12 protein-coding genes are annotated in these 12,153 nt (G+C 67.9%); 7 read left to right on the top strand and 5 right to left on the bottom strand.

From position 1 onward, the window contains the following. The 4 genes from VF662_RS13545 to VF662_RS13530 form a co-directional block, all read left to right on the top strand. Positions 1 to 1,732 (top strand): phage tail protein (locus VF662_RS13545; RefSeq protein ID WP_464142179.1); only part of this gene is annotated, 1,732 nt, incomplete at its 5' end. Between the two features lie 169 nt (positions 1,733 to 1,901). Beyond that, on the top strand, positions 1,902 to 2,621 hold the full coding sequence (locus VF662_RS13540; protein ID WP_464142177.1) for a hypothetical protein: 720 nt from the start codon (positions 1,902 to 1,904) through the stop codon (positions 2,619 to 2,621). Then, positions 2,597 to 3,328, top strand: coding sequence for a hypothetical protein (locus VF662_RS13535; protein ID WP_464142175.1), 732 nt, complete (start codon positions 2,597 to 2,599; stop codon positions 3,326 to 3,328). The genes VF662_RS13540 and VF662_RS13535 overlap by 25 nt, the downstream gene beginning before the upstream one ends. Positions 3,329 to 3,332: 4 nt before the next feature. Beyond that, positions 3,333 to 4,490, top strand: coding sequence for a hypothetical protein (locus VF662_RS13530; protein WP_464142173.1), 1,158 nt, complete (start codon positions 3,333 to 3,335; stop codon positions 4,488 to 4,490). 11 nt (positions 4,491 to 4,501) lie between these two features. Here the strand turns inward: VF662_RS13530 and VF662_RS13525 are convergent, their stop codons facing one another. Together VF662_RS13525 and VF662_RS13520 are read right to left on the bottom strand one after the other, a co-directional pair. Next, the gene (locus VF662_RS13525) at positions 4,502 to 5,665 is read right to left on the bottom strand and encodes a radical SAM protein (protein ID WP_464142171.1); all 1,164 of its coding nucleotides are present in this window, start codon (positions 5,663 to 5,665) and stop codon (positions 4,502 to 4,504) included. Continuing rightward, complete coding sequence (locus tag VF662_RS13520) at positions 5,655 to 7,790, bottom strand: B12-binding domain-containing radical SAM protein (RefSeq protein ID WP_464142169.1); 2,136 nt, start codon at positions 7,788 to 7,790, stop codon at positions 5,655 to 5,657. The genes VF662_RS13525 and VF662_RS13520 overlap by 11 nt, the downstream gene beginning before the upstream one ends. A 189-nt stretch (positions 7,791 to 7,979) precedes the next feature. On the opposite strand from VF662_RS13520, the gene VF662_RS13515 reads away from it, so the two are divergent. Further along, positions 7,980 to 8,678, top strand: a complete 699-nt coding sequence (locus tag VF662_RS13515) for a nucleotidyltransferase family protein (protein WP_464142167.1) — start codon at positions 7,980 to 7,982, stop codon at positions 8,676 to 8,678. Here VF662_RS13515 and VF662_RS13510 read toward each other — a convergent pair. Further along, on the bottom strand, positions 8,660 to 9,361 hold the full coding sequence (locus tag VF662_RS13510; protein ID WP_464142165.1) for a dTMP kinase: 702 nt from the start codon (positions 9,359 to 9,361) through the stop codon (positions 8,660 to 8,662). The genes VF662_RS13515 and VF662_RS13510 overlap by 19 nt on opposite strands. A gap of 64 nt (positions 9,362 to 9,425) precedes the next feature. Between VF662_RS13510 and VF662_RS13505 the strand changes: the two genes are divergently transcribed. Further along, entirely contained in the window at positions 9,426 to 10,346 is a 921-nt protein-coding gene (locus VF662_RS13505; RefSeq protein WP_464142163.1) for a DUF2797 domain-containing protein, read from the top strand. Positions 10,347 to 10,453: 107 nt separating this feature from the next. On the opposite strand, the gene VF662_RS13500 is transcribed toward VF662_RS13505, so the two are convergent. Then, positions 10,454 to 11,227, bottom strand: a complete 774-nt coding sequence (locus tag VF662_RS13500) for a substrate-binding domain-containing protein (protein WP_464142161.1) — start codon at positions 11,225 to 11,227, stop codon at positions 10,454 to 10,456. Further along, positions 11,224 to 11,649 (bottom strand): hypothetical protein, encoded by a 426-nt coding sequence (locus tag VF662_RS13495; RefSeq protein WP_464142159.1) that lies wholly within the window; start codon positions 11,647 to 11,649, stop codon positions 11,224 to 11,226. The genes VF662_RS13500 and VF662_RS13495 overlap by 4 nt, the downstream gene beginning before the upstream one ends. 303 nt (positions 11,650 to 11,952) lie before the next feature. On the opposite strand from VF662_RS13495, the gene VF662_RS13490 reads away from it, so the two are divergent. Then, a partial coding sequence (locus VF662_RS13490; protein ID WP_464142156.1) for a hypothetical protein occupies positions 11,953 to 12,153 on the top strand: 201 nt, incomplete at its 3' end.

Genomic DNA, 12,153 nt, shown 5'->3' with positions numbered 1-12,153 from the left:
GGCGCGCTCCGTTGTGGAGCGGGATATTGCCGGCCTCTACCGCAACTGGTTCGTCGAGACCTGCGACCCAGCGATGCTGCCGTATCTAGCGGACCTCGTGGGCGCGGGCGATCTTCCGGAAGGCCTCGCGAACCCGCGCGCCCTGGTCGCCGACGCGATCGCGCTTGCGAGGCGGAAAGGCACCTATCCCGCAACCGAGCGGCTGCTCGCCTGCTCCACGGGATGGCCGGTCCTGATCACCCCGTCAAAAGGCGAGCGGACGGTGACGGTCGACGTGTGGCGCGACCCGGCCATGCCGCTCGTGAACGTCGAGCCGCGCCGGGCGCGGCGGCCGGGCTGCCACCGCTTCCACCCGCTGGGCGTCGATTGCCGGCTCACCGCCGTGCCGCGGCCCTTTCCCGGCCTCGATGCAATTTCGGACCGGCATCTGGACGCTCCCGAGCCGCTGACGCGCGGCGATGATCCGGCGCTTCTGGCGCGGTCCGTGGAGATACTGGTCAGGCGCCGCGCCGGCGGGTGGCGCCCCCTTTCTCCCGAGCGGCTGGTGGTCGGCGATCTCAGCGATTGGGGCGAAGGCGACTTTCTTCAGTACGCTGGGGGGCGCGTGCGCGCGATCGTCGATCCGGAGCTCGGAAGGCTGCGTCTGCCGGTTTCGGGCCGAGCTGCCGATGCGGACGTCAGGGTGAGCTTCGGCTATGCGGGCCCTGGCCCCATCGGCGGCGGGTCCTACGGGCGCTCCGATGCGGGGGGAGAAGCACCGTCCTGGGTGGCGCACGTCCATAGCGAGGCCGCGGGTCCCGCTCCGGAGGGGCGGCCGCCGCTCTTCGCCTCGCTTGCGGCGGCGCTGCAGGCCTATCGATCCGTTCCCGGCGACGGCGTGATCAGGATCCTCGACAGCGCGACCTACGAGGCGGGGCGGCTTGCGGTGCGAAGCGCCTCGCTCGTCTGCCCCTCGGATCCCAACGCGCGCCGCCGTCTCGCCATCGAGGCGGCCCCCGGAGAGGCGCCCACGGTGCGCGGGCGGCTGCATGTCGGCGCATCGGGCGCCGGGCTCGAGCTTGTGCTTCGAGGGCTATGGATAGACGGGTCCATCGCCATCGAGGGGCCGGTCGCGGCGCGGCTCGATCATTGTACCGTACACGCAGTCTCCGCGATGCGGGAGCGGGGAGGGGACGCGCGCCCGATATGGGCGATTTCCGCGGACGGGCCGGTGGAGGAGCGTCCGAGCCTTCATCTCGAATCCTGTCTGGCGGGTCCGCTTCGGCTCGCCGAGGGCGTCCAGCTCGTGCTTCGCCGCAGCGTCGTTGACGGCTATGGCAGAGGCACGGCGATCGAAGGACGATCGGGCGCGGCGCTCGTCGCCGCGACATTGCTCGGGCCGTCGGAGTTCCACTCGCTGGACGCCGTGGACAGCCTCTTCGCCGCCCCGGTTCGCACCGGCCGCGGAAGCGCGAGCTACAGCCTGCTTGCCGCCGGCTCGGACGTGCCGGTCGTTCACCGGTGCATCACGGACGAGGCGCCCTGGCTGCCGTTCCGCTCGACCCGGTTCGGAATGCCGGGATATGCGAGGGTCGAGCCCGAAACGCCCCACGCCCTCGCCACCGGCTCTTTCGACGGCGCCGAAATCGGAGCTTTTGGAGGTGAAGGGGATGGCCGGCGGGAAAGGCTGCTCCGATCCGCGCTCGCCGAGCACTTGCCGCTCGGCTGCACGCATTCGGTCCGCTGGCGGTAGGCGCGCCGGAAGCGGTCGCGGCCTCGCCATCGTCTGCACCTTGGGCGGCAGGGAAAATGGTCCACGACGGACGCAACTCCCGGCCTCCGGCCCCGCCTTTTGATTAGAATCGGGGAGCGGCCGAGTCGGCCTCGGCTGTTTGCCCGCCTTCCAAGAACGGGGACCCGACATGCACCAGACGATGAGCAATTTCAGCGCAGGCGAGCTTGCGAAAAGACTGACCTCCTTCCTCGGCGCCGCCGCCGAACGCGCGGATTCCGAAAGCTCCGACGGGGCGCTTGCCCGCGGCATCATCTATTCGTTCGGCGCCTTCCACGATCAGGCGGCGGCGAGCTTCGTCCAGGCGCTGGCGATGAACCCGAAGGAGAATGAGGCAGCTGCCCGCCTCGTCCTGGTCCAGCTTCGCGCCGGCAAGACCGCGAGCGCGCTGGAGACGGCGGTCGGCCTTGCAAGCACCGCGCCCGATTATGCGATGGAGGAGATCACGACGGGCGGGCGGATCAGCTCCTTCTCGCTGCTCGGCCTGGCGCTGATCGCCAACAAGCGGACCCGGGATGCCGTCAAGGCCTTCGAGACCGCCGAGGAAGTGAACTCCGGCGACAGCATCGCCTGGGCCTATCTCGCGCAGCTTCGCGGCGCCGAGGGCAATGTCAGGTCGACATCCTCGACGGCGGATCTGGCGCGCCGGAACCCACGCTTTGCCGGGCTCGGCTCGCTTCTCGACGCCGGCGCCACGAACGGCGGCATTCTTTCGAGCTCGGCCGTCGGTGCCGTATCGCGCCTCGATATGGTGAGCGCGCACGGCCGGCCGCTGTTCATCGACGGCAAGGCCGAAGTGGCGACCGTCGTCGAGGGACGGGAGTGGTGCAGCGCCGCAGCCGCCGAGTGACGGTGTCGCTCGAACCGGCAGACCGGAGGCTGATCGGCGAATTGTGGCTCGGGAGCGGGCTCTACGAGCACGCGTCGATCGCCTCCTTCTCGACCTTCCTGCTGCAGGCGATGCAGCTCGGCGCGCCGCCTTCCATCCTCCGCCGGACCATCCGTGCGATGGACGACGAAGTGCGGCATTCGATCCTCTGCTTCCGGCTTGCGGCGCGGTTCCTGGGGGTCGAGCAGGGGCCGGGTCCGTTCGTTCAGCCGATCAGCCCGCGCGGCACGCCCGACGAAGCGGCCATACTCGCCGCCGTGATCGAGGAGGGCTGCGTCAGCGAGACCATCGCGGTGGCCTTCGCGGCCGACGCCCTGGAGCGGACGAGCGACCCGGACGTGCGCGCGGCGCTCGAGGCAATCGTCGCCGACGAGCGGGAGCATTCGCAGCTCGCCTGGGACTTCGTGGGCTGGATGATCGAAACCAGGCCCCATCTCGCGGGCCTTGCGGATGCGACCTTCGCGCGCTGCCTGAAAGTGGGCGACGAAGAGCCGGACGTTCCCGGCTGGAGCCCCATCGCCGAGAGCTTCGGACATCTCTCGGCGGCGTCCAAGGCCGAGGTGCGGCGCCGGATGATCGAGCGGGAGCTTCGGCCGCGGGCGGCGGCGCTTGCCGGCGGCGGCGCGGCGGCCGCGGGCTTCAGGGATGCGGTCGCGGCTGCCGGCTGAGGATATGAGGGATGTAGCGGCGCCGCTCGAAGCCGCTCTGGCGAGCCGCGGGCTCTCCGTCGCGGACGTTGCCGAACACCTCGTTCGGCATCTGGAGGTCGATCCCTCCAGCACGGTCTTCGCCTACGGATCGCTGGTGGAAGGCCTCGGCAATGCGAGCTCCGACCTCGATCTGTGCATCCTCACCGGCGGCGCCGAAACCGACATAACGCCAAGCAGGAACAGCGCCTTCGAGATTGCCGGCCTGCAATGCGATCTGATGCCGGTCTCGAAGCGCGCCTTTCGCCGCGCGATCGAGCTTCTGCGCGAGCTCAACCGGGAGCCGGTCGACGTCCGGCGGGCCGCGCTCGAGCTCGATTACCCCCAGCGCCGGATGCTCCACGCCTTGCTGAACGGGGAAACCCTGATGGGCGCGGAGGCCCAGTCGGTGCTCGGCACCGACCTTGCTCCGCGCGAGCTGATCCGCAACCTCCTCGCGCGGACCCGCTACTGGTTCGGAAACTTGCAGGCGGATCTGGCGGGCATGCGCAGGGCAGGGGACTGGACCTCGATGATCCTGCCGAGCCAGGAGGCGGTCCTGCTCGGCTGCGATGCCTTGCTCGCGGCGCTCGGAAAGACGAACCCGACGCCCAAGTGGCGGGTCAAGCAGCTCGAAACCATCGCCGCGGCCGGCACTCCGCTCTCCGGCGGGGGGACGGCGTCCCCGGCGGAGCGGCTCTTCGATCTCCTGCGGGTGCCGGCGACGCTCGGGCACGCCGATATCCTCGGTTTTGCGCTGCGTGCGGTCGCCTTCGGCCGCCGAAGCCTGCTTTGGGCGGAGCGGGCGCTGCTGGGGCTCGGCGAGACGCGCGACCCCGGCGACGGAGGGGCCCCGGGCGCCTCCGTTCTCGACCTCGACATCGGCATCCTGCCCGACGGCGAGAGGCTCCGCTTCGTCCGGCCCGGAGACGGAGCCGCGGTGACTGCGCCGGCGGACCTCTCGCGGCTCATCGTCGGGCTTGACGAGGGGACGGTGACGACGGCGCTCGAAGCGGCCGCGATGCGGGCGGGCGGGACGCCGCTCGCGTCCGAGGCCGCGCTCTTCCTGGGCGAGTGCGAGCAGGCCGGCTTCCTGATCGCTCGCCCGGATCTTGAGGCGCGGCTGTCCGCGCTCCTGGGGTAGCCCGCGGGGGCTCAGAACAGGCCGCGATAGGCTTCCGTGTCGAGCGAATTGCGTCCGCAATCGAGGTAGAAGGGGCGCATCCGGGGATTGGCTTGGAACACCTCCTGGAGCGCCCGGCCCATCTCCAGGATGGACCCGGCGGACGGGATCGGGTGCTGCTCCATCGGCGTCCCGGGATCGGCGTGGAAGACGTTGATCACCGGGGTGACGCCCCAGCCCGCGAGCCTCTGCATTCCCGTGCTTAGCGTGGCCAGATCGTCGAGCCCGCCGACGATGATCGAATAGACCGCGCCTTCGCCGAGGATCTCGGCTCCGCGGCGCAGGGCGGCCGCCATGTGCCCTTGGCCGGCGACCTGCTCCTTGCCCGGGCAGAAGCGTGCGAACAGCTCGGGGTCGAACACCTCGGAGTTCATGGCGACGCAGGCGCCCGTGCCCTTGAGTTCGCCGAGGAGTTCGAGGTCGCGGGGCGGGAAGACGATCAAATGGAGGTCGACGCTTCGGCCGGAACGGTCGATCGCGCGCCGCGCCGCGCGCGCCGCTTCGACATAATAGAGGAAGCTCCGGTCCGGGTCGGGGAAGTTGCCGCCGTTCAGCATCACCTGCGAGATCGGCGCGGCCTCGTCCTTGAGTGCGAGGAACACCGTCTCCTCGATCCGTTCGGGCCGGATGACCTTCTCGAAGTCGACATCGTGGCTCCGATTGGGCGCAATCGAGCAATATTGGCACGCCTTGCCCATGTCCACGAGAGCGCAATTCCCATATATGAATATCCCCAGCGCCCCCCCGCCATAAAGCGTAATCACGCGCGAGAGCCTGAGGTCGTCGGGGGTTTTGTAATCGTAGAATTGGGGGCGGAGCGGGAAGGTGATCGGAATCCGGCCGCTCTCGCCCCGGATGCAGAAGCCGCCGTCCCAGTCGAGCTTGTGGGGAGAACGGGGGCGTATGTTCACGGAGACAACAAGGCCGTCCGGCTCCAGGATCAGCTCCTGCGGGAGGGTGAGGTGCCGGACGGAATCCGGGTCGGGATTCCCGTAGGCGCGCCTTTTCTCGAGAAAGGGCGGGCCGTAGCGGCGGAGGAATTCCGCCGAGACGTCCACGCCCGCGGAGAGCAGCTCCGCTTTCCGGACGGCTGCCGGAGCGGCGCTTTGAAGGACGCGGGTGCGGTCAAGCTGCATTGATATGCTCCCAGCCCGAGCGGCCGCGCCACCGCTCGTGCTCCTCGGCCAGGCGGCGCGCGAGGCCGGCTTCCAGCTTCGGCAGGAGGAGGTCGATCTCGAGCGCCATCTCGCTTCGCAAGAAATCGAAATTGCGGTCCAGCAGCGACGGCGCGCGATGGCTGTCGGCTGCTCCGGCGCCTGCCAGCATGTCGCTGAGCAGATCATAGGCGCTGGCCTTCAGCAATGCGCGCGTCCCCCGAACGGCCGCCCGAGCCTCGCCGCCGGTCACCTTTTCGAGGCTCTTCAGAAGGTAATCGAGGCTGAAGTTGCGATCGATCCAGCTTTGCGACCAGTAGCTCATCATTCCGATCCGCTCGTCGGAATAACGGGCTTCGCGGCGGCCCATGTTGAGGTTCGTCGCCCCCGCCAGCCCCCGCTGCTGGACCAGCTTGAGGTAGGGGGAGCCGATCAGGCATTCCATCGAGACGAGCATGTAGCTCACCGCAGCGTAGAATGGCCGTCCTGCGCTGTGCGCCTTGACCCAGTCCTCATCACGGACGGCGTCGTGAAGCTCGCTTTCTTGCATTCCCGGCTGCGGCTTCAGGATGAGGTCGGACCGGCCCAGGAATTCGTGCGTCTGCCGCAATTCGTCCATCGACATCAGCGGATCGAAGGTGATGTAGGTACAGCGGATCGGCACTCCGAGCGCGGTGAGCGTCCGGATGGCAAGCACGTTCTGCTGCGAGCTCGTCTTCTTGTTGAAGCGTTCGAGAATGGAATCGACGCCGGACTCGACGCCGAAGAGGCAGCGGTCGAGGCCGGTCTCAACCAGCTTCCTCCAGCTCTTCATCCGTTCATGATGCCAGGAGGGGCCGCGCGTGGGGCGGCAGACCTGGTCGACCCGCGAACTTGTCTCGAACCTGAAGCCGTGGCGCGCAAGCATCGAAGCGACGCCCTCCGCACGCTCGGCCGCCTCGGGCCGATACCCGAAATATTCCTCGTCGACGAGGAAGAGCTTCCGCGCGACCGCCGGGCGCTCGTCATAGACGCCGGCAATGTCCGGGAGGACCGCGTCCAGCGCTTCGGCCGCTTCTCCGGCCCAGATGCCCTTATGCCCGCGCGGGCAGAAGGAGCAGGAATAGCTGCAGCCGCGGCTCGACTCGAGCTGGGTCACGCCGCCGGCATCGAGCGTCGCCTCGACGAGGTCGAGCTCGGGCAGGATGTCGTCGTAAAGCCGGTTGCTGACCTCCGGCGTCCGCCGGAGCTGTCCGTCGTCATCGACGAAGCATGCCGCGGGGATGGACGTTGCCGGGATCTCGCCGAGGAAGAAGCGAACGACTGCCGACATGGTAAGCTCGCCCGGCCCGAGCGCCACCAACATGCCGCGGCGGGCGAGATGGTCGGCATTGAGGGCTGCAAGGCTCCCGCCGGCGACGATCAGCGGCGCATAGCCTGCGATGCCGCGGATCCCTTGAAGAACCCGCTCGAAAACGTCGTGCTGCCCGAACGTCGAGGATATGCCGACGATGTCGGGCCGATCCCGCTCGATCTCGGCGACGACTGCTTCCGCCGTCGGCCCGAGCTGCATGTCGCACAGGCTGACGCGTCCGATCATCTGCTTGCGAAGGCTTCGGGCGATGTCGGAGATGCCGAGCGCGAAGCGCGGCAGCGGGAAATTCTCGGGATGATAGAGCGAGACGAGCTTCACATGCGGCCAGGAAAGGCGCCGGTATGCGGCCTCACCGACCACTGCCTCGCGGACCCATTCGGTCCCGCTTCCAAGCTCGATCCCCTCCGGACGGCCTGAACCTTCGAACAGCTCTTCGAGACGAACCGAAAGGCTGGCGATCCACGCTCTTTCGCCCGCACCGGGGATCAGCAGGAACCGGCGGTCCAGCGCACCTGCAGCCAGGCTCCCACGCATGGGTAAACCGCGGCTCTTCGAAAGCGCGCGGTCGATCAGTTGCTCCATCGCGGCGGGGCGCAAGCCGGCGCGCGCGACCGAAGCGGCGCATTCGTCGGCTTCGTTCCGCTCCAGCCCCGCAAGCCGAAGCGCCTCGCCCACCACATGGGCGCGCTCCGCCCGGTCCAGGCGCCGGTGCGCAGCGGGCGGCGAACGTATGATCGCGGGACGCGTCAGCACCCGATCCTGCCTTCCCTCTCTCCACTGTGCGGCCGGCCATGTTGAAGAGAGACGACGCTCGGTTAAACAGGAATTTCATCCACTTCGGCGCGGTTCCTCTGCGGATGCGGCCATGGCCGCTGCCGGCGAGTTGCGCGGCAATTCGGCCCCGCTTAGTCTCTGCTCCCAAGGGGGCGGATTCGGACATCGATGAAGAAGCTGCGCGAGCATGTCGTGGATCCGGAACCGTTGCCGCTCTTCGCCCAAGTCGCGGCTCTGCCGCGATTCCAGACGCGCCGGCGTGCCAGCCGCTTCATCGAGCTGGTGCAGCTGAACCCTTATGTCCGGCATATCGTCGACCGGCTTCCAAGGCTGAGCGTCGAGGCTGCGATCACTTCCGGCTGCCTCGTCCAGACGATCTGGAATTTGAGGCAGGGGCGGGCGCCGCATCGCGGCATAGACGATTACGACCTCATCTATTTCGATCCCGACACCACGTGGGAGAAAGAGGATGAGGTCATCAGAGAGGCGGAGGGGCTGTTCGCGGACCTCGAGGTGAAGGTTCAGATCAGGAACCAGGCCCGCGTGCCGCTCTGGTACCGGGAGAAGTTCGGCTTCGATTATCCGGCGGTGGCCGAGGCCCACCATTCGCTTCTTCGCTATCCCTCGCGAAGCACGGCAGTGGCGCTCACCAGGAACGCCGCGGGAGACTGGCTCTTCTATGCGCCGTTCGGCCTTGCGGATCCGCACGATCTCAGGGTGCGGCCGAATCCCAAGCTGCCGCTGGCGCATGTCTATTGCAGCAAGGCTGCGAGATGGCAGGAGGAGTGGCCGCAAATCGAGGTCGAGCCCTGGGATGTGCCGGATTGCAGCGGCGCCGACTGCGAGGGTCAGCCGGTGCGCGCCTGAAGCGCGCCGAGCGCGCGCTCCAGAACGCCTTCCAAGTCCTCGTCCGCGGAGCCGATCTCCGTCCAATCCTGCAGCTCCGCCATCTTCCTGAGCTGCTCGCGGACACGCCCCTGATAGGCGATGAAGTCCGATCTCGGGTCGCCTCCATAGCCGTCGGCAGCGCCGGCCTCGCTCGGCTTCAGCGCCTGGCGCCGCTCCATTGCGGCAGCCGGTTCGATGTCCAGAAGGATCACTTCGTCGGGTTCCGTCAGGCCTAGGAACGCGCGCTTCAGATCTTCATCTCCGATCTCCGGTTTCAGGCTGAAACGGGCGGCATATTTGTAGCACCAACCGCCGGCGATCACCGTGATCCCGCGCTCGAGCGAGGGGCGCACCAAGCATCGATCGACCAGTTCGAACCAGAGTGCGATCAATCCCAGCCAGTAGCGGCTCCCAAGCCGGCCGATGTCGGCATCCTTCGGGTAGCGCCAGAGCGCGTCCCCCAGCGCACGGACTTCCCAGCTCACGAGAGGGTCCTGCGGGGCCTCCAGCTGCTTGTCGACCACGATAGTAGTCCTGCCTTCCCGGCGGAGGCGCTCCGCGAGCGCCAGCGCCAGGCTGGACTTGCCCGATCCGTCGATACCTTCGAAACAGATGAACCGGGCCTCGACAGAATTGCTGGCATCGATCAGGTGGTCCGGCATCCGGCTCCCCAAGCTGTGGCTGGCCGGATCCGGTAGCATATGGCGAAGCGGGTTTATGCGCGAAATGGATCCATCTCCAATCATTCGCCGGTTCGTGAAGGGAGGCGCCTTCACGTCCGGCGGACCGCTTCTGATCCTCGACGAATTTGACGGGTCGGCGGTGCGTCGGATCCAGCTGCCGATCGTCGGGCAAACGATCGCCCTCCAGCGGCTGAGGTCACGGCGCTGCACCGGCTTCTATGATCTCCGCACCTTCGCCGAATTCACCTGTCCCTCGTTCCGGAAACTGCCCGAAGGCGGCGGCACCCAGTGCGCCGAGTGCTTTCGCCGGTCCGGCTTCAATCCGGCATTCTACAACGTGCTCCGGTCCGAGCTCAGCGAGCAGCAGCAGGCCTATAATCTGGAGCCGCACGCGGTCTATCTGGCCTCCTTCGGGCAGGGCCTGGTGAAGGTAGGCATTTCCAATGCGCGGAGATTGCGCACCCGCATCCTTGAGCAGGGGGCGCTTGCCGCCGCCATCGTGGCGACGGTCCCGGACGCATATGAGGCGCGCACGATCGAACGGAGGGTAAGCGAGCATCTCGGACTGACTGAGGCACTCACGGGCCGCGCCAAGAGGCTCGCGCTACGCGCCCTCACCGATCCCGCCGAGCCGATGACAAGCCTGGAGGCGGCATTGCCCGGCCTTGAGAGGCTTCGGCTCCCGGGCGCCACGCGTGAGATCGTGGGCGGCATTGCTTCGGCCTATGGCGCGCGGTCGGATGACCTTGGCTTTCTTGCCGAGCCGATCATCGACCTGTCCGACACGCGGCCGCTGGCGATCGGTGGGGTGGGGCGGGCGCTCGTAGGTTCGACGCTCCTCGTCGAGCACGGACGGCTCGGCCTCACGGCGGTGTCGTTGCAGCGCCTCGTCGGCCACGGCGTGGCGCAAGCAGCGCCCGAACCGGCAGTGCCCGATGACCAGCGGCAGCAGGCGCTCCTCTAGCGAGGGTCACGAAGCAGCTCTGGCCAATGCCTGCCGCGAATGACTTCGGCTTCTTGCGAGGCAAAGATGCGATGCCCGTAAATTCCGGGAAAGCATCGGCAAGCGCTTCAGGGCGTCGGGACAGGCAAGCCGTAGCTGAGCAGAAGCGCCCGGATTTCCGGTGCCCGGCGGAGGAGGATTTCCTCCACTTCACGCTTCAGCGAACGGTCCGCTTTCCGGATGCCGGCGGAGACGTCGAACAGCATCGGCAGCTGCGGCCCGTCGAAGGCGGGGGTAACCGGGGTGAGCGTCAGTGGGACCTTCTGGCGCTGCGCGAAATAGCCGGCGACGGGGCCCCAGACGAAGGCCACGTCGACCTCGCCATCCGCGACGGCCCGGACGATCTCCTCCTGCGGCGCCGGCGCGCCATAGTCGCCGTAGATCATGTAGCCGCGCACGTTGCCGGTGATCCCCCTCCTGGCGAGCGCGTGCGCCGGAGGGGAATTGGCGCCGTCGTCGCCGACCAGCTGCACGCCGATCCTCGATGTCTTGAGCCGGGGATCGTCGAATGAGGCGATGTCGAGGCCGCGGCCGGCGCGGACCACGCTCACGTAGGTGGAGCGGTAATAGGGCCTTGTGGTGCCGAGCATCTCGAGCGTCGGGCCGACGCCGGGGATGAGGTCGCACAGCCCGGCGTTCAACGTCTCCCGCACGTTGCCGCGCCGCTGCGCCCACCAGACGTAGGTGACCTTCGCGTCCAGATCCTTGGCGATGATGTCGACGAGCTTGTTTTCGAAGCCTTCGCCCGCCTTGTTCGAAAAGGGCAGGTTGTTGGGATCGGCGCAGACCTTCAATTCGCGCTGGGGAGCGGCGGCGATGAGGAGGGCGAGGAGCAGGCTCATGGCGCGGCGACGATGCCCCAGGGGCGGCCGCCGAGCTTCACAGTGGCGACCGGCTTATTTGAGACGATGTCGATCACGCTCATGTCGCCGCTGAGGCCGTTGGCGGTGTAGAGGCGCTTCTCGTCCGGCGAAAGAGCGAGGTTCCAGGCGCGCCACCCGACGGGATAGGTGCGGACGATGGTGAAATCCCTCGGGTTCACCTCGGCCACCAGGCCCGCGCGGCCCAGCTCTGCGGAAAGCTGCCGATCGCTTACCCGCACCACCTGGACATAGGTCTGGGTGAGCCGTTCCGGCGTGACGACCTCCGCGACGTCGGCGCCCGCGATAAGTTCCAGAGCGGCAACGAAGGCGGGCGCGTCCAGGGTTCCCGTTGTTTCCAAAGCGGCGAGCGCGTCGACGACGGGTGCTGCGGCAGTCCCCAATCCCTGGAGCGCTCCTAAAACCATAGCCTCGGCTGGGTCGGCCGATTGCAGGCGGCGCGGACGACCGACGAAGTCGGACGCTGCGGCAAGTAAGGCAGCCGCCTCGGCCGGTTGCCGACCCGGTGCTTCGCCTTCGAGGAGCCGTTGGAGGAGCCCCAGTCCGTCGTGAAGTGCTGTTAGAACACGCTCGCTATCGTGCGCCTCGCCCGCCGGGACCATTTGCGCATAGGAGTGGAGGGTCAGCAACCAGCAGCCCAAAGCGCAGGTCGTCTCCTGTATCAAGAATTCGGCGATCAGCAGGGGATGGCGAATGGCCCGCTGTGCCAGCATCTGCAACAGATCGGGGCGCTCCAGCGCTGTCTCGGTGAGCCGCACGAACTGCGCATCCGGCGCTGCTGCAAAGCGCCTGAGCTCGACATCGCCAGCGACGAGGCCGACGTCGCCGCGAGTCAGGCGGTCGTGGTCCAGCTCGTCTCGACGGCCGAGGCGATGCTCGACCGGCGG

Source organism: Allosphingosinicella sp. (assembly GCF_036387215.1).
Lineage (GTDB): Bacteria > Pseudomonadota > Alphaproteobacteria > Sphingomonadales > Sphingomonadaceae > Allosphingosinicella.
Note: the sequence above shows the minus strand (reverse complement) of the source record. Positions and strands in the feature narration are given on the sequence as shown.

Excerpts from the sequence above, each read along its gene's own strand:
- VF662_RS13540 (WP_464142177.1), top strand. The coding sequence starts at position 1,902 with ATGCACCAGACGATGAGCAATTTCAGCGCAGGCGAGCTTGCGAAAAGA.
- VF662_RS13510 (WP_464142165.1), bottom strand. The coding sequence starts at position 9,361 with ATGCCGGACCACCTGATCGATGCCAGCAATTCTGTCGAGGCCCGGTTC.
- VF662_RS13525 (WP_464142171.1), bottom strand. The coding sequence starts at position 5,665 with ATGCAGCTTGACCGCACCCGCGTCCTTCAAAGCGCCGCTCCGGCAGCC.
- VF662_RS13515 (WP_464142167.1), top strand. The coding sequence starts at position 7,980 with ATGAAGAAGCTGCGCGAGCATGTCGTGGATCCGGAACCGTTGCCGCTC.
- VF662_RS13505 (WP_464142163.1), top strand. The coding sequence starts at position 9,426 with ATGGATCCATCTCCAATCATTCGCCGGTTCGTGAAGGGAGGCGCCTTC.
- VF662_RS13530 (WP_464142173.1), top strand. The coding sequence starts at position 3,333 with ATGAGGGATGTAGCGGCGCCGCTCGAAGCCGCTCTGGCGAGCCGCGGG.
- VF662_RS13500 (WP_464142161.1), bottom strand. The coding sequence starts at position 11,227 with ATGAGCCTGCTCCTCGCCCTCCTCATCGCCGCCGCTCCCCAGCGCGAA.